We start from the raw sequence: 17,946 nt of genomic DNA, 5'->3' as shown, positions 1-17,946 counted from the left end.
TGTAAAAATTAAAAATACGTTTTAACCATTTCATTAAACAAAAATAAGACAACTGTTAATAAGCTCACAAAATCGTTTACAACTTACCCAATTGTAGTCTTAAAAGATAGATTTTTTACAGTTATAAGTCGTAATTTTGTTACTTAAAAATTCAAAACAATATGAATACTGATTCATTTGCTTTACGCCATATTGGCCCTAGAAGATCAGATCTTCCGGCCATGCTTCAAAAAGTAGGTGTTGAAACTATAGATCAACTCATTTTTGAAACCATCCCAGATAATATTAGACTAGAGCAACCCCTTGCCCTTGATCCTGCAATGAGTGAACATGAATTTGCAGCACATATACAAGACCTTGCTTCACAAAACAAAGTATTTAACTCCTATATTGGATTAGGATATCATCAAGCAGTTACACCCGCTGTAATACAACGTAACATCTTAGAAAATCCAGGTTGGTATACTGCATATACACCCTATCAAGCAGAAATAGCCCAAGGGAGATTAGAAGCATTGCTTAATTACCAAACAATGATCACTGATCTAACAGGAATGGAACTAGCAAATGCATCTTTATTAGATGAAGCAACTGCTGCTGCTGAGGCCATGGCACTGTTATATGCTGTTCGTAGTAGAGATCAGAAAAAGGCTGGAATTTCAAAATTCTTTGTATCTGAAGAAATACTACCTCAAACCTTATCATTATTACAAACAAGGTCAACCCCGATAGGTATTGAACTTGTCATAGGAAATCATGAAACCTTTGATTTTTCTCAAGATTTCTTTGGAGCTATATTACAATATCCTGGAAAATCAGGACAAGTACACGATATCTCAGGATTTGTAAATCAAGCAAATGATGCTGGAATTAAAGTAGCTGTTGCAGCAGATATTTTAAGTCTTGTAAAATTAAAAGCTCCCGGAGAAATGGGTGTTGATGTTGTCGTAGGAACAACACAACGTTTCGGGATTCCATTGGGATATGGTGGTCCTCATGCTGCTTATTTTGCTACAAGAGAAACGTACAAACGTAATATTCCTGGTCGTATCATTGGTGTTACAAAAGATATGAATGGAAATCGTGCATTACGCATGGCTCTCCAAACCAGAGAACAACATATAAAACGCGATAAAGCAACTTCAAATATTTGCACAGCACAAGTATTACTAGCTGTAATGGCTGGAATGTATGGAGTCTATCATGGCCCAGAAGGATTGAAAAATATCGCTAATAAAGTACATAACGCTGCAGCAACACTTGCAGATGCATTAGAAAAATTAGGGTTATACCAGACAAATACAGCCTATTTTGATACCATTCAAGTAAAAACAGATAGCCAAAAAGTAGCAGCAATAGCTACTGAAAACAATATTAACTTTTATTATCCAGATGCCGATACGGTGTCTATATCAATACATGAAGCAACCACATTAAAAAACATCAATGCTATCATTGCTGTTTTTGCAAAAGCCTTAGACAAGACTCCTATTAAAGTACAAGAACTCATAGAAGGATCTAGTATTTCTGGAGGAGTAGCTCGTGATACTTCTTTTTTAACGTTAGATGTATTTAACAGTTATCATTCTGAAACAGAACTGATGCGTTACATTAAGAAATTAGAACGCAAAGACCTCTCTCTAAATCATTCTATGATTTCTTTAGGATCATGCACTATGAAGTTAAATGCTGCTTCAGAAATGCTTCCTTTAAGTAATCCACAATGGGGAAATATCCATCCATTTGCTCCTTTAGAGCAAGCACAAGGGTATCAAGCAATGTTAAAGAAACTGGAAGATCAACTCACCGAAATTACTGGTTTTGCTGGAACATCATTACAACCTAATTCTGGAGCTCAAGGAGAATATGCTGGATTAATGGTGATACGTGCTTACCACGAATCAAGAGGTGATGCTCACAGAAATATATGCTTAATTCCATCTTCTGCTCATGGAACAAATCCTGCCAGTGCAGTAATGGCTGGAATGAAAGTAATTGTAACAAAAGCATTAGATAATGGAAATATAGATCTAGATGATTTACGTGCAAAAGCTGAAGAACACAAAGACAATCTAGCAGCATTAATGGTAACATACCCATCTACGCATGGGGTATATGAAAGTGCTATTAAAGAAATTACAAGTATCATTCATGAAAATGGTGGTCAAGTATATATGGATGGTGCAAATATGAATGCCCAAGTAGCACTTACACATCCAGGTGCTATTGGTGCAGATGTATGCCACCTAAATCTTCATAAAACATTTGCCATCCCTCATGGAGGAGGAGGTCCTGGAGTTGGCCCTATCTGTGTAGCTAGTCAATTAGTTCCATTCTTACCATCAAATCCAATCATTACAACAGGAGGAGATAAAGCGATAACTGCAATATCTGCAGCGCCATGGGGATCTGCATTGGCTTGTTTAATATCCTATGCATACATTACAATGCTAGGAGAAAATGGACTTCGTAGATCTACAGAATATGCTATTCTAAATGCTAATTACATTAAAGAACGTTTAGATGGACACTATCAATGTTTATATACTGGAGAACGTGGTCGTGCAGCTCACGAGATGATTATAGATTGTCGTCCGTTCAAAACTAATGGTATTGAAGTTACGGATATAGCAAAACGTCTTATGGATTATGGATTCCATGCGCCTACTGTATCTTTCCCTGTAGCTGGAACAATTATGATTGAACCAACAGAAAGTGAAAGTAAAGAAGAGCTTGATCGTTTTTGTGATGCCATGATTAGTATTAGAAAAGAAATTGACGAAGCGGTAAGTGATCCTAATAATGTGATGAAAAACGCACCACATACACTTGCAATGTTAACTGCTGACACGTGGGATTTCCCATACACCAGAGAAAAAGCAGCGTACCCATTATCATATATCGCTGAAAATAAATTCTGGCCAACGGTAAGACGTGTAGACGATGCCTATGGAGATCGCAACTTAATATGTACATGTGCTCCTATTGAAGAGTATATGGAAGAAGCATAACATATTTTACATACATTATATAGAGTAGCAGGTATACACATACCTGCTATTTTTTTAAGTATCCTCAAAAAAAAATAAAAATAAAACTCACTATAATTAATCTTTTATCATTTTCTTGAAATTAGTTATAAATTCACAAAAATATAATCATAAATTCATCTTGAATTAACTATTCAATTGAGTTTCATTACTTTTACAAAATATTAATAAAAAGACCATAATATATGGGTATTAAGATTACAGGAATAGGAAGCTATATTCCTAGCGCGGTTGAAAAAAATGAAGATTTTAATAACCACTTATTTCTAAATAGTGATGGCTCTTCTATAAAGCATGAAAACACAATTATTATAGAAAAGTTTAAAGCTATTACTGGGATTGAAGAACGCAGGTATGCTAAAGATCACCTTACTTCTTCAGATTTAGGCTTTTTTGCAGCTGAAAAAGCAATTTCTGATGCAGATATAGATCCTGAAACGATAGATTATATCATTGTTGCTCATAACTTTGGAGATGTACAAAAGGGCAGAGAGCAAAGTGATCTTGTTCCGAGTCTTGCCTCTCGTATAAAACATAGTTTACGTATTAAAAACCCTCGTTGTGTTGCTTATGATATTTTATTTGGATGCCCTGGATGGATAGAAGGTGTTATACAAGCACAAGCATTCATTAAAGCGGGGATGGCAAAACGATGTCTTGTCATTGGTACAGAAACTTTATCTCGTGTAGTAGATCCGCACGATAGAGATAGTATGATTTATAGTGATGGTGCTGGAGCAACCATTATAGAAGAGGATCAAAATAATGACACAGGCATTCTTTCCTTTGAATCTGCAACCTACACCTATGACGAAGCTTATTTCTTGTTTTTTGGAAAATCAAATAATCAAGAAGAACCTGAAGATACTAGGTATATAAAAATGCATGGTCGTAAAATTTACAATTTTGCACTAACAAATGTACCTAAGGCTATGAAATCTTGCCTTGATAAGAGCGGAGAAAAAATAGAAAACGTAAAAAAAATATTTATTCACCAAGCAAATGAAAAAATGGATGAAGCCATCTGTGAGCGTTTTTTCAAATTGTATGAGTATCCAATGCCTGAAAATGTAATGCCTATGAGTATTCATAAATTAGGAAATAGCTCTGTAGCTACAGTACCTACGGTATTTGACCTTGTTATCAATGGGAAAATAAAAGATCAAGAAATAGCTAAAGGAGATTTAATCTTATTTGCTAGTGTTGGTGCTGGAATGAATATTAATGCAATTGCCTATAGATATTAACACGGAACTCCCTACAAGATGAGGTTTAAAAAACCAATATAATGATGGATGTTTACATTGTCATACCGTGTCATAATGAAGCTACACTCATAACTCAAACATTAGATTCTCTAGTAACTCAGACAGTACTTCCAAAAAAAATTGTTGTTGTAAATGACCACAGTACTGATAATTCTGAAGAGGTGATATACGCTTTCGCGAAAGCGTACCCATTCATAACTCTAGTTAATTCTAATGCTAAATCACAACACTTACCAGGGAGTAAAGTAATACAAGCCTTTCAAAAAGGTTTAGATACCTTAGATGAAAATTATGATATCATATGCAAATTTGATGCAGACCTTATCTTCCCACCAGATTACATAGAAACCATTATTGAGCATTTTAAAGAAGACTCAAAAGTAGGAATGGCTGGAGGATTTTGTTATATCAAACAACAGGACAAATGGGTCTTAGAAAATTTAACGAATAAAGATCATATCAGAGGAGCGCTCAAAGCATATCGAAAAGCGTGTTTTAAACAAATAAATGGCCTTAAAGCTGCAATGGGATGGGATACCGTAGATGAATTGCAGTCAAAATATTACGGATGGCATATTGTCACAAATGAAAGGCTCGCTGTAAAACATTTAAAACCTACAGGAAACACTTATACAAAAGCTGCAAAATATAAACAGGGACAAGCATTTTATGGAATGCGATATGGCTTTATACTAACAACCATTGCATCTTTAAAATTAGCACTTCGTAAGAAAAAAATAAAATTCTTTTTTGATTATATGAGTGGTTATTTTCGTGCAAAACGAGAACAACAACCATATCTTGTAACTAAAGAAGAAGGGATTTTTATCAGGAAATTAAGATGGCAAGGTATCATTTCTAAAATTACTCCGTAAATTCTTAACACTATCCTGATACATTACCTTTTATATATTAGTATTTTTACATTTCTATAAAGCATACATTATGTCTAGATTTAGATTTCAACTTATAGCGATAGCCTCGTTATTTACACTATTCTCTTGTGCAACCAAGAAAATTACAACAACACCACAACCTCCTACTCCCCCACAAACAACTGTACAACAGCAAAAAGCACCAAAAAACATCATTATGATGATTGCTGATGGAACGGGATTAACTCAAATATCATCTACACAATTTTACCATTCTGAGCCTTCAAATTATGAACGCTTTAAATATATAGGGCTTATAAAAACATCTTCTGCGAGTGATCTTATTACAGATTCTGCCGCAGGAGCAACTTCATTTGCATCAGGTATTAAAACATATAATGGTGCCATAGGAGTAAATACAGACACTATTGCAACACCAACTATTCTAGAAGAGTTATCAGAACGTGGGTATGCCACGGGAGTGATTGCAACCTCAACAATAACGCATGCAACGCCTGCAAGTTTTTATGCGCATGTAAAATTACGTAGAATGGAAGAAGAAATTGCTGAAGCACTTACCAACTCTTCTGTAGACTTTTTTGCAGGAGGCGGACTTAAATTTTTTAATAAAAGATCAGATAAAAAAGATCTTTTAGCACAATTGAAAAAAAACAACTTTGAAGTAAATACCACCTTTCTTAACACGGATATGTTTATGCGTCAAGATAAAAAATATGGATTCCTACTTGCTGATGGGGGTATGCCTAAAAAGATAGACGGAAGAGGTTCGTTTTTATATGATGCTACAGCATTAGGACTTTCTTATTTACAAGAAGACAAAGATGGTTTTTTCTTGATGGTAGAAGGTTCTCAAATAGATTGGGGAGGACATGCCAATGATGCAGATTATCTTATTGGAGAAATGATAGATTTTGACAAGGTATTAGGAAAAGTACTTGATTTTGCAAAAAGAGATAAAAACACCTTAGTCATTGTTACCGCCGATCATGAAACTGGTGGCTTTACATTGGCATCTGACGATGGAAATTACAATAAAATTAAACCTTCATTTTCAACCGGAGGACACTCAGCCACTATGGTTCCTGTTTTTGCATATGGCCCTGGTGCCGAAGAATTTTCTGGAATCTATGAAAACACAGAGATTTACAAAAAAATCAAAGCATTACTCAAGTTATAGAACGTTCATAAAGCTATAGCAAAATAACGCTCTGCGAGTTTATTTTGTTAATTTAGCTTTCTCAAAGCAATTACATGACATATCTACACGATATAGGTAAGTACTTCTTAATGATTAAAGAGACTTTTGTCAAACCGACAAAAGGAAAAGTCTTGAGAGTATTAATTTTTAAAGAGATTGATGATCTAATTATCGGTTCTTTAGGGATTGTAGCCTTTATCTCCTTTTTTGTAGGTGGTGTGGTTGCTATCCAAACAGCACTGAACCTTACCAATCCTATTATACCAAAAGAGTTGATAGGGTTTGCATCAAGGCAATCTGTTATTCTCGAATTTGCGCCTACGTTTTTATCTATTATTATGGCGGGAAAAGTAGGGTCGTTTATCACGTCTAGCATAGGAACAATGCGAGTAACTGAGCAAATTGATGCACTGGAAGTTATGGGAATTAATTCTTTAAACTATCTCGTATTTCCTAAAATTGTAGCAATGTGCTTCTATCCTTTTGTCATTGCAATTGCTATGTTTCTAGGTATATTAGGTGCTTATATTGCTGCTGTATATGGTGGCTTTACTACCGCCGATCAGTTTTTAACAGGTCTAAAAGATGATTTTATTCCTTTTCATATTTCATATGCTTTTATAAAGACTTTTATATTTTCTTTCTTGCTAGCCACTATCCCTTCCTTTCATGGGTTTTATATGCGTGGAGGAGCTCTAGAAGTAGGAAAAGCAAGTACAACTTCCTTTGTATGGACAAGTGTATCTATTATCGTTGTTAATTATTTTATAACCCAAATGTTATTAAGCTAATGATAGAGGTAAGAGAATTAAGAAAAGGGTTTGGTGATGTAGAAGTTCTTAAAGGACTTACGACTTCTTTTGACAAAGGCAAGACCAATCTTATTATTGGACAAAGTGGATCTGGAAAAACTGTTTTTATAAAAAGTATGCTCGGGTTATTCAGACCTGATAGTGGTAAAATTCTCTATGATGGAATTTGTTATTCTGATTTAGATTTTGAAGAGCAACGTGCTATACGAGAAAAAATAGGGATGGTTTTTCAGGGAAGTGCACTATTTGATTCTATGACTGTTGAGGAAAATATAATGTTTCCATTACAGATGTTTACTAAGATGAAAAAAACAGAAATGCGAGAGCGTGCAAACGTTGTTATAGATCGTGTAAACCTTGAAAATGCAAATCATAAATTACCTTCAGAAATATCTGGAGGGATGCAAAAACGTGTTGCAATAGCTAGAGCTATTGTAAACAATCCAAGATATCTTTTCTGTGATGAGCCTAACTCTGGCTTAGATCCACATACAGCAACAGTTATTGATAATTTGATTCAAGAAATAACAAAGGAATTTAACATCACCACTATTATTAATACCCATGATATGAACTCCGTTATGGAAATTGGGGAAAAAATTGTTTTCTTAAAAGAGGGAAATCTTGCTTGGGAAGGTGACAAAACTCAAATCTTTAGAACAGATAATGAAGAAGTAACCAACTTTGTATATTCTTCTAATTTGTTTAAGATGGTACGAAAAGCACAAAATGCTCAGTAAACCATTACAGTTTACTAAGCATTTAAATCTATTTTTTGAGTACTATCGAATCTGCTTTTACTTGTTCTTTCAACCAAATTATTAATTGATTATCTCTGACCTTAATGACACTATCATTTAAGGAAGATTTCCATTTTACGGTAGCTACATTAACTGTATCTACAGTCCTAAAATCATCAGATATCAACATTTTTGAAAACCCAAAAGATTCTAACTCTTGAAATTGTATTTTGGCATCTTTAGACATTTCAGAAAAAGAAAATGAATTATTCTTTTTATTAATATTTGCGATTTGGATTTTTAAGTTTTCTATTTCATTTTGTAAGCCTGATATGATATTATCTTTTTTATCTAAATCGACAATAGCCCTATCATATGCATCTGAAATTTTATCGAAACTTCTATTCTTATTTCCATTAACTTTCACTTCAAAATCACCAATATTATCATATTTCTTCACCTCATTTCTTAAGTCGGTTTCTGTAGCTTCTGCTATCTCTCCATTAAAATACAAAGTGATCGTTTTTTTATCTGTATCTAAGATCCCTTTTTGAAACCAAAGCTCATTATTAGAATCAATTTCTGTTTTAAGATAATTTGTATAATCTCTTTCAAACCCACTATCCTTCAAGACTCTTAAAAATGTAATTGTAGGATAAATCATTACTATGATAGCAGCAAGAGATGCTAGTTGTGCAATACGTTTTCTTTTTTTAGAATTTGCATACTTACGCATTGGAAAACGCAAGACTTTTAACACAATAAATGTTGCAAGAGCAATAAATATAGTATTAATAGTAAACAAGTTCATCGCCCCTAAAAAGAACTTCATATTCCCATTAGCGAGTCCATAACCTGCTGTACATAAAGGCGGCATTAAGGCAGTAGCAATCGCCACTCCAAAAATCACACTAGCAATGGTTCCTTTTTTTGTTCTAGCAATTATCAATGCTAGTCCTCCAAAAAAAGCAATAAGTACATCTCTAATATCTGGTTGTGTTCTTCCTAAAAGCTCAGATGTTTCTTGATTTCCTAATGGGAAAAACTTAAAAAACAAATAGGCAGTCATAAGACTTAACACAATCATTGTTGTTAAGTTGATTAATGACTTTTTCAGAGTATCGATATCATTAATTGCAATAGACATTCCCATTCCTAAAATAGGTCCCATAAGAGGAGAAATAAGCATGGCTCCAATTACTACCGCAGTAGAATCTGCATTTAATCCAATAGATGCCACAAAAATTGAGCATATCAAAATCCAAGCGGTAGCTCCTTTAAAAGGGATATCATTTTTTATATGCTCGATCGTAACCTCACGATCTGTGTCGGCTCTAAAGTCAAGAAGTTCTAAAACAAAAGATTTCAAACTTTCCCAAAGCCCTTTTGCATCTTGTTTTACCGCTTCTTTGTTTTGTTGTATTTCTTTATCTGCTTCGTCCATATTCTTCAAACTATAAATTTGATCTTACATTATCCTAAGTTACTACCAAATTTTGATTGTACTGTATTGCGTATTTCTTTAATATCTTGTTCTTTAGATTTTGGTACTATAACGAGAACATCTTCCTTTTCGACGATAATATAATCTTGAAGTCCATCTACCACAACCACTTTATTGCCTGATGTTCTAATAATGGTCCCTGATGTATTTGTAGTAACAACTCTTGCATTAATAATTGCATTCTGGTCTTGGTCTTTATCCATTTTTTCATACAAAGATCCCCAAGTTCCTAAATCATTCCAATCAAAAGTAGCGGGCACTACTTTTACTTGCTCATGCTTCTCCATGATACCATAATCAATACTTATATTTTCGGCATCTGGATAGTATCGATCTATAAATGTTTGCTCTTCCGGAGTATTATATACTGGTATTCCATTAGCAAATAGCGCATACATTTCAGGAAGATGTGCTTTAAATCCATTTAAAACGGTTTGTGCACTCCAGATAAACATTCCGGCATTCCATAAATATTCCCCACTTTCAACAAATTGTTTTGCTGTAGGATAATCTGGTTTTTCGGTAAAACGTTTCACCGCTTTCGCGAAAGCGGAATCCGTCTGGTCATAATTTATATATCCATATCCCGTATTAGGAAATGTAGGTTGAATACCTAATGTGGTAATCACATTTTCTTCTTGCGAGGCATCAAATGCAATTTGTAAATCATGTACAAAAGCATCTTCATCTTCAATCCAAGCATCACTAGGTGCTACAATCATGACAGCGTCTGGGTTTTCTTTTTCTACTTTAAGTGCAGATAACAAAATACACGGAGCTGTATTACGCATTGCAGATTCCAACACAATATTTTTTTGTTTGATCTCAGGAATTTGCTCTTTCACTAATTCATTATACTTACTATTGGTCAGAATAAGTATTTGGTCTTCAGGAACAAGTTTTGCTAATCTTTTAAAGGTTTTTTGTAATAAGGTCTCTCCTGTTCCTAACATATCGTGAAATTGCTTAGGGTAAGCTTCTACACTTACAGGCCAAAATCTTGAACCAACACCACCAGCCATTAATAATGCGTAATAGTTTTTATTTTTTATACTCATATTTTCTTAATCCAATTGTTCAATTTCAGCATTAGGCTGAAACAAATACACCTTTCCTGTGGCTACCTCAACACATTCATAGCGTTTTACACGTTTGTTTCCTTTTTTAAAAATTTTACCATTATAAATTCTGAATCTCGACCCTTGAGGTATCTCAAAGATATAGTTTTTATCAGTGGGAGGGTCATACTTTTTAAGTGCTACAGAGAGATGCGCATCTGTATCACTACTTGCTTTAGGGTTTTTAAAATGACGTGCTATATATGGCAAAACTTCTTGGGGGAAAACATCTGGTCTAATAAATGGTAGCATTAGTAATTGAAAGGTTTGCTTCCACTCCTTACCATGCGGTTTTATAAAACGTCCATATTTTTCGAAAGCGACCAAATGAGCTATCTCATGAATAAGAGTCATTAAAAACCGATATCTATTTAGGCTTACATTTACTGTAATTTGATGTTGACCATCTGGCATTCTTCTATAATCCCCATGTCGAGTAATACGTTCATTTACGATTTTCAAATACACGCCATGTGTTTTGATAAGTTCAAAAGCAGGCTGTACAGCACGTTCAGGAATATATTTTTCAAGTATCTCTACCATAGGAATCTTCTTCTAAAGTAAGAATATTCTATATGTCTGACAAGTCTGCAAAGTGTTTCATTTTATTTTAAACGCTTACTTTTTCTCTTGCGATAATATATCAAAATTCCTGTGCCAATAATTAGTATAGGCCAGATGCGAAATAATATTAAAACAAGCACTTTTAATACTGAAAGTCCTATCTGTAAACTTTCTTTTATTTCTGTTAAAAAAGAAGGCCCTTTATCTATAGGTTCTTCTATAACAGGGAGTTCCTGATACACATCTATTTGTATTGTACTATAACTTATTTTATTAGACATGTAGCGTAATCTCCCTTCTGCAGATTCTATTTCTTCTTGAAGAGTACGTATTTTTTCTTCGGCTTGAAGCACTTCTTCTACTGTCTTTGCTTTACTTCTTAATATAGATTCATAGCGTTCTTTCACTTCTTTTTTAGTTTGTAGTCTACTTTGAATATCTATATATTCTTCGGTCACATCTACGGTTGTGATATTTTTTGTTTCTATGGTTTTAGAAAGCGTACTTATACTATCTAATAGGGTATCAAAATGAGTCTGCGGTATACGTATGGTAAATCTATTTTCTTTACGGTAGGTATTTGTGGTCATTCGTTCATCAGAAATGTATCCTTCATATCGCTGTGCATAATCACGAGCTACACGAGTAGCATAAACTACATCATCTACTTCCATTCTAAGTGTAGCATTTTTAATAATTTTTATTGTTGATTGTGCTGTTTTAGAAATAGTGCTTTCTTTTTCATTTGCTCCAACAGATTTAAACATTTCAGTTTCTCCTGTGCGTTCTAATTCGACAGGTGCAAAATCATTAAATTCATTTTCCCTACTACAAGAAATATAGAAAAGTGATGAAACTATAAAAAGAAATAGTACCTTTAAAATTGATGTTTGTGTCTTCATTTTTTTATTTATTGATTACTGAAGTCAAACATAAAACCAACCCTTAGAAAAGTATTGTAAAACACTTGTAAAGGCTTTGTAAATTAATTTACAAAACGCAATAACCTAATAGTAAGAAGATTATCACAAAGGAAGAATACATACTATTTACCACATTAACACAAGCAGTATTAGCCACTTTTAGGAAAAATCACCCTACGGTAGAGAAACCTATTGCTTCTTGGAAAGGACAAGATATTGTGTTGTTTCAGGAAGATTTAATAAAGCAAGTAAATGGAAGTATTAGTGAAAAATCATTTTATACGTATTTTAAAAATGAACCAAAAAAACTTCCAAGAATTGATGTTCTTAATCTATTATCCCGTTATACAGGAGCTAGCTCTTGGTCTGCATTCTCTAAAGAACAGAAAATAACAACTCAAGAAAAAAAGAAAACAAATTCTTTATACAAATACATAGGTATTGGACTCTTACTTATCGTTACTATTCTTGTATTGATGAGCTCTTATTTTAAAACAGAGAATACATTCCGGTTTTGTTTTATAGATACAGATAGGGGTGCGTATATTAATACTATCCCTTTAGATATTACCATTTTAAATAACAATCAATCACCTACCTATATAAAAAGTGATAGCTTAGGTTGCTTCTCTTGGAAAGCAAAAGCAGATTATATACAATTTATAGTGCAATCACCCTATCACAAAACAGATACCATCAAACGACATATAAACACTTCAATTACCGAAGACATCCCTTTGCGTACAGATGATTACAATCTCATGTTACATTTTTATGCAAATAATAAAGTAAATGATTGGAAAAAACGGAAACAACAATTACATCAACTCATTGCAAAGAATGCCATTTTAATTCAAGTACTCCCTTATGATGTAGGTGTTGAAATGTATACAAAAGAAGAGTTTATAGATAAACTTACGACTCCCACAAAAAGCCTACAACGATTTGAAATTATAGAATCTATCAAAGAAGGCAATCAGATTGTTAAACTTAAATTTAGAACTAGCCATGAATAAAGTAATTCTCTTTATAGGTTTATGTGTGTTATTAGGAGGATGTTCTAAAAACAATAATTCTATGTCTGACCGTATCTATAAAGAAAAAGCACCGGTTACTATTTCATTAGAAAATGCTTATGAAGTATTAATCCAAGAGAAAATTCAAGATCATATAGACACTCAGAAACTTCAATCGCAATATCCTGATTTTAAACAAAATGTTGATACGATGGCATTATTAAACTTAAACTATCAGGAAACTATAGCTGATATTATATTATTAGACCCTATCACTCTTGAAAATGCTAGTAACAAAAATATACGTACAGTAATTATATATGCTAATAATAAACAAGACACTATTCTTTCAAACATCACACGTACTAAAGTGATTATAGATGGTGAAGAAATCATTTCTTCCAAAGTGATTTTAAAAGCTTATAAAGAATAATACGATTATAAAAACACTTCCTCATTTTAAACAAAATAGGACACTAACATCCTAAAATTAAGGTTTTTAACATCAAAAAGAACGTACCTTATTAAAGATATAAACTCATAAAAACCTTATTACTATGTTAAAGAAAACATTAAATCTTAAAGGTGTTAGAACATTATCTAACACCGAACAAAAAGAAATTAAAGGAGGATTTTGGGGAGGTTGTCAACCTCAACTTGTCCAATGTTTTGATGACAATGACTGTCCTTGTGGTCGTAGCTGCGGAATTACAGTAGATACTCCGCAAGGACCTATAGAATTTTTTGATGTATGTCAATTTAATTAAAGGTATTCTAATAAAGAATAATTAAAGTCATCTAGATATAAACATCTAGATGACTTTTTATGTGTTACTATGTAATAATCTTATTCCTAAAATCTTCAAGTAATGGTAGATTCTCTAATGAGTCAACATGAATATTTCCCAAATACCTCATTCCTAAATAACCCGCAGTTTTCACAAAAGGGTGCCAAAACTCTTGATCAATACTCCCATTCATACAACAACTAATTGCGCCAAAACCTTTCCCTCGCAATTGTCTACCTAGATCTTTTTCAATAGTTAGTAGGTCAGAAATTCTATCAAAAAACACTTTTAGAATTCCACTCATAGTGTACCAATACACAGGTGTTGCAAAAATGACATTCTGATAGTCATTGATAATACGCTTCATTAAAGGCAGAAAATCATCATCCTTATTAGCATGTTCATAATCATAATAACTAATATCATAGTCATTTAGATCTACCATATCACAATGTATGATCTGCTGTAATTGCTGAACTACTTTTGCCGTATCTCCATGAGAACGAGAACTTGCAAGAATTATGATGGTTTCTTTCTGCATATATATCTTAATATATTATGTTTTATATATCCATTTCTAGGTATGGAAATTCCAAACCCTTGTATTTATTGGCAAGTTCACAATTTCTTTTTCAAAACCTTGCGCATAATAAAACAGTTGTATTAATGAATATTTGAATCCTTCACCTGTGGTATTCATCAAATGACTAGTATCCTCTACAGCAAGTTTATAAGTATATAGATCTATTAGTTTTATGTCCTCTAAAATGTTTTTCGCTTCTTTCTTATCATCTTCATCATCCCCAAAATGAATAACTATCTGACCGCAATAAACTAGAAAATAATTAGAAAAATGATGTAAGTCTTTTATCAAACAGATTTCCATTTTATTTAAATCATCTATGTCTTCAAAAAAAGATATTTTCTTTTCATAGTTCCAGAAATAATAGTAGAAGATTTCTAAAAAAGCTCTGACAGGAGTTTTTGAAGGTATTTCAAAAAATAAATTAACACCATAATGCTTTAAAAACTTTAATTTATTCATTTTTAAAACATCTGCCCTAATACTACCCGTTTTTCGAATTTTACGTATTCTATTCTGGTAGCTTCTATATAATGTGTCATGTAAATCATCTAACCAAAAATATAGACATTCTACTTCAAGAATTGTAAATGCATTTGGATTATCAATTACTTTATCAAGCAATACCTCTTTAGACACCTTATACCAATACTCTTTCAAAAATCTTTTAAGATGCGACTCGATCTTTTTATCAATAAAAGGAGCTAAGTTTTCTTGAATCTTCTTAGTATCTATTGTAATCATATATAGCCGCTGCCCCATATATTGTAGAAGTTTAAGGCGTACTTGCAGAGACTTGTAACAGCTTTCCATTGTAAAACTTATTCCCTGTGAGAGAAAAATCAGCCAAATACACAGCCATTTCTTTTGCAGAAAGTGGCGCTTGATAACCAGGAAATGCTTCTTCCAACATCTCGGTTTGCACAGCTCCCAATGCCACTACATTAAATGCTATTTGTTGTTCTTTATATTCTTCAGCGAGAAGTTCGCTCCATGTTATCACAGCTCCTTTGCTAGAACTATAAGCCGCAAGTCCTGGGAACTTCATACTTCCTTGTACGCCTCCCATACTACTTACCGTCACCACATGACTACCTTCTTTCATATACGGAAGTACCACCCGCGTCAATTCTGCCACACCAAATACATTCACTTTATAAACAGCCTCAAACTCTTCCATCGTCGTTTCGGCAAAAGGCTTATTCAACAAAGCGCCTGCATTATTAATTAAGACATCTACACCTTCCCAATCACTTTCTATAAAATCTATAACTTTTTGAAAATGGCTCATGTCTGTGATATCAAAAGAAAAAGCCGTGATATTTTGTTTATTCAAGAGTTTACACGGAGTCTCATTTCGCGAAAGCGCAAGAACCTGATGCCCTTGTTCGGCTAATAATTGAACTAACTCATACCCTATTCCTCTACTTGTTCCTGTAACTATGATTCGCTTCATTAGTTCTTTATTTCATTCATTTTAATTTCCTGATTAGGTGTATTTGCCATACGCTCTAGCCCAGGAATAAGCTTCTCTATCACATTTTCCATAAATGCGATATCCATTTTATCTGCTTCGTCACCTACGCCATGATAATGATCAAAATTGGTGAAATCAAAAGAAGAAATGGTATGTGCTGGAATCCCAAACTCTTGGTAAAAAGGATAGTTATCACTACGTCTAAAGAGATTAAATTCTTTTGCTTTTGGCAAAAAACCTATTACTTTTTCTCCTGCATATTCATTAAACTTTGCAGGCATATTAGAAAGATCATACCCAGAAATATATACCAAGTGATCTTTATCTTTCATAGGCACCCCTATCATTTCGATATTAAACATCACATAAGGCGTGATATTTTCTTTTTTAAGTTTTTTTGCCAAATGTTTTGACCCTAAAAGTCCTTTTTCTTCAGCAGAGTATAATGTAAAAATAATAGTGCGTTTATTAGTTTTCGCTTTCGCGAAATGGTCTGCAAGTGCCAACACTGCTGTTGTTCCAGCTGCATTATCATTTGCCCCATTTGCTATAACATCATCTCCCACAGGTTTTGCTTTTCCAATATGATCATAATGCGCACCAATAATGATAATTTCATTTTTAAGCTTTGGATCATTTCCTTCTACTACACCTACAATATTAAAAGCATCTTTATCTTTTGCTTTAAAGTCATCCCGATACGTCTCAAAATAAGGCGCAACACCTGCATTTTTAAAACGTGCTTCTATAAACTGAGCTGCAATTTCGATTCCTTGGCTCCCAGTATCTCTTCCTTGTAATTCATCTGCTGCAAGAAACTCTATAGTCCTCTTAACCGATTTCATTCTATCTACATCAGGAAACACCATAGTCACCTGAGCTTTTGTCGGGTCTGGTTTAGGTACATCTGGTATAGAAACAGGCGGTGGCGGTGGCGGAACCTTAGACTCATCTACAGATTGTAGTGCAGTACCGCACGAAGTAATTAGACTTCCTATCAGGATATAAAAAAGTATTTTTCTCATGGGCTTAAAGATAAAAAAAACGATAGCTTAGCCCTAATGATTTTAGAACTTATATACAATCTATTCAGGGCAATGCTCGTTATAATGATCAACGATATTGCGGTAAAAGTCAATCATAAACTTCTCATATAATTTCCCAATTTCATAGGCCTTCTCTTTTCCTTTTAATTTTCGTTTTTTAATACTATCAAGATCCTCCTTTGCAAGCGTGACTCTTTTATTTCTTTTCTTTCCTTTTTTAGCAAACATTTCATCTATATAAGATAATGTAGCTTCACAATCTGCAAAAGTTTCTTTAAGAGCAATCTTCATTTTATCATCTGTCTTACCTATATTAAATAAGTTTAATCGATTAAAATCGATTGGGTTAATGGCAAAATCTTCACCTTCTCTATTTAAATAAATATAGGTACCTAGATAGGTGCCATTATCGCCAAAAACACTGAACCCAAGAATGTTTACTCGATCTTCTATAAGATAAGGTAACCAAACCTGCTTCTTTAAATCTATGATCTTACCTTTAGAATTTACTGTTTTAATAGTAAGTCGTTTAAATAAACTATAGCCATCTTCATATATTTCTTCTACTATTCGCACTTCGCTAGATTTAATCTTTCGTTTTCCTTCAAAACTAGTTTCAAAAGTGAATACCTTATCATCTAAATTTAATTCTCTCTCAAGAGTTTTAAATGGATATTCCACATCTACATACATATAGCGTCTTTGGATAAATCCAGATACCACACCTTCTTCTGTATGCCCATCATTAAATGTAACTTCTGCTTTTGTTTCTGTTGAACCTAAACCATAAACTAATGTTTGCGCATAAAAGCTATGACTTACAACAAACATGATAAGTCCAATAAATAGTTTTTGTAATTTCATATTATTCCTTATTAATTAAATATAGGATTAAGCCCCTACTCATAATAGTGTGACATTTTTGTTTTTCTTACCCCAAATAAAAAACCCATCTTTAAAAGA

The 17,946-nt window shown here is 33.3% G+C and carries 18 protein-coding genes; 9 read left to right on the top strand and 9 right to left on the bottom strand.

Translation table 11 applies throughout. The features are described from left to right. The first annotated feature begins 161 nt into the window (after positions 1–161). From gcvP to CHB80_RS17970, 6 genes are all read left to right on the top strand, one after another. A complete protein-coding gene (gcvP, locus tag CHB80_RS17995) occupies positions 162–3,011 on the top strand; it encodes an aminomethyl-transferring glycine dehydrogenase (protein WP_089372899.1) in 2,850 nt (949 codons plus the stop codon). 224 nt (positions 3,012–3,235) lie between these two features. Continuing rightward, on the top strand, positions 3,236–4,297 hold the full coding sequence (locus tag CHB80_RS17990) for a 3-oxoacyl-ACP synthase III family protein (RefSeq protein ID WP_089372898.1): 1,062 nt from the start codon (positions 3,236–3,238) through the stop codon (positions 4,295–4,297). 44 nt (positions 4,298–4,341) lie between these two features. Further along, complete coding sequence (locus tag CHB80_RS17985; protein ID WP_089372897.1) at positions 4,342–5,193, top strand: glycosyltransferase family 2 protein; 852 nt, start codon at positions 4,342–4,344, stop codon at positions 5,191–5,193. A gap of 70 nt (positions 5,194–5,263) precedes the next feature. Beyond that, a complete protein-coding gene (locus CHB80_RS17980; protein ID WP_089372896.1) occupies positions 5,264–6,391 on the top strand; it encodes an alkaline phosphatase in 1,128 nt (375 codons plus the stop codon). Positions 6,392–6,465: 74 nt separating this feature from the next. Continuing rightward, the gene (locus tag CHB80_RS17975; protein WP_089372895.1) at positions 6,466–7,203 is read left to right on the top strand and encodes an MlaE family ABC transporter permease; all 738 of its coding nucleotides are present in this window, start codon (positions 6,466–6,468) and stop codon (positions 7,201–7,203) included. Then, positions 7,203–7,964: an ABC transporter ATP-binding protein gene (locus CHB80_RS17970; protein WP_089372894.1), complete on the top strand. Its 762-nt coding sequence runs from the start codon at positions 7,203–7,205 to the stop codon at positions 7,962–7,964. Before CHB80_RS17975 ends, CHB80_RS17970 begins: the two co-directional genes overlap by 1 nt. Before the next feature lie 28 nt (positions 7,965–7,992). On the opposite strand, the gene CHB80_RS17965 is transcribed toward CHB80_RS17970, so the two are convergent. The 4 genes from CHB80_RS17965 to CHB80_RS17950 all read right to left on the bottom strand — a co-directional run bounded on the left by CHB80_RS17965 (position 7,993) and on the right by CHB80_RS17950 (position 12,052). Continuing rightward, complete coding sequence (locus CHB80_RS17965; protein WP_089372893.1) at positions 7,993–9,408, bottom strand: DUF389 domain-containing protein; 1,416 nt, start codon at positions 9,406–9,408, stop codon at positions 7,993–7,995. A 29-nt stretch (positions 9,409–9,437) separates the two neighbouring features. Then, entirely contained in the window at positions 9,438–10,526 is a 1,089-nt protein-coding gene (locus CHB80_RS17960) for a mannose-1-phosphate guanylyltransferase (protein WP_179218209.1), read from the bottom strand. A 6-nt stretch (positions 10,527–10,532) separates the two neighbouring features. After that, a complete protein-coding gene (locus CHB80_RS17955; protein ID WP_089372892.1) occupies positions 10,533–11,129 on the bottom strand; it encodes a SprT-like domain-containing protein in 597 nt (198 codons plus the stop codon). Between the two features lie 62 nt (positions 11,130–11,191). Beyond that, positions 11,192–12,052 carry a DUF4349 domain-containing protein gene (locus tag CHB80_RS17950; protein WP_089372891.1) on the bottom strand — a complete coding sequence of 287 codons (861 nt, stop codon included), beginning with the start codon at positions 12,050–12,052 and terminating at the stop codon, positions 11,192–11,194. A gap of 239 nt (positions 12,053–12,291) precedes the next feature. Between CHB80_RS17950 and CHB80_RS17945 the strand changes: the two genes are divergently transcribed. The 3 genes from CHB80_RS17945 (at position 12,292) to CHB80_RS17935 (ending at position 13,856) form a co-directional block, all read left to right on the top strand. Further along, on the top strand, positions 12,292–13,089 hold the full coding sequence (locus CHB80_RS17945; protein ID WP_143337174.1) for a hypothetical protein: 798 nt from the start codon (positions 12,292–12,294) through the stop codon (positions 13,087–13,089). Then, complete coding sequence (locus CHB80_RS17940) at positions 13,082–13,522, top strand: hypothetical protein (RefSeq protein WP_089372889.1); 441 nt, start codon at positions 13,082–13,084, stop codon at positions 13,520–13,522. The genes CHB80_RS17945 and CHB80_RS17940 overlap by 8 nt, the downstream gene beginning before the upstream one ends. Before the next feature lie 124 nt (positions 13,523–13,646). Next, positions 13,647–13,856 (top strand): hypothetical protein, encoded by a 210-nt coding sequence (locus tag CHB80_RS17935; protein WP_089372888.1) that lies wholly within the window; start codon positions 13,647–13,649, stop codon positions 13,854–13,856. A gap of 67 nt (positions 13,857–13,923) precedes the next feature. On the opposite strand, the gene CHB80_RS17930 is transcribed toward CHB80_RS17935, so the two are convergent. Genes CHB80_RS17930 through CHB80_RS17910 form a run of 5 tightly spaced genes read right to left on the bottom strand, consistent with a single transcriptional unit; the run spans position 13,924 to position 17,847 of the window. After that, positions 13,924–14,418 (bottom strand): flavodoxin family protein, encoded by a 495-nt coding sequence (locus CHB80_RS17930; RefSeq protein WP_089372887.1) that lies wholly within the window; start codon positions 14,416–14,418, stop codon positions 13,924–13,926. Between the two features lie 36 nt (positions 14,419–14,454). After that, positions 14,455–15,222 carry a hypothetical protein gene (locus tag CHB80_RS17925; protein WP_089372886.1) on the bottom strand — a complete coding sequence of 256 codons (768 nt, stop codon included), beginning with the start codon at positions 15,220–15,222 and terminating at the stop codon, positions 14,455–14,457. A 13-nt stretch (positions 15,223–15,235) separates the two neighbouring features. Beyond that, complete coding sequence (locus CHB80_RS17920) at positions 15,236–15,916, bottom strand: SDR family NAD(P)-dependent oxidoreductase (RefSeq protein WP_089372885.1); 681 nt, start codon at positions 15,914–15,916, stop codon at positions 15,236–15,238. Then, the gene (locus tag CHB80_RS17915; protein WP_089372884.1) at positions 15,916–16,962 is read right to left on the bottom strand and encodes a M28 family metallopeptidase; all 1,047 of its coding nucleotides are present in this window, start codon (positions 16,960–16,962) and stop codon (positions 15,916–15,918) included. Before CHB80_RS17915 ends, CHB80_RS17920 begins: the two co-directional genes overlap by 1 nt. A 60-nt stretch (positions 16,963–17,022) precedes the next feature. Then, positions 17,023–17,847 (bottom strand): hypothetical protein, encoded by an 825-nt coding sequence (locus tag CHB80_RS17910; protein WP_089372883.1) that lies wholly within the window; start codon positions 17,845–17,847, stop codon positions 17,023–17,025. Positions 17,848–17,946 lie beyond the last annotated feature (99 nt).

It is taken from the genome of Dokdonia pacifica (assembly GCF_900188275.1).
In the GTDB taxonomy this organism is placed as follows: domain Bacteria; phylum Bacteroidota; class Bacteroidia; order Flavobacteriales; family Flavobacteriaceae; genus Dokdonia; species Dokdonia pacifica.
The sequence above is the reverse complement of the archived record's forward strand: the minus strand, read 5'-3'. Positions and strand labels throughout refer to the sequence as shown.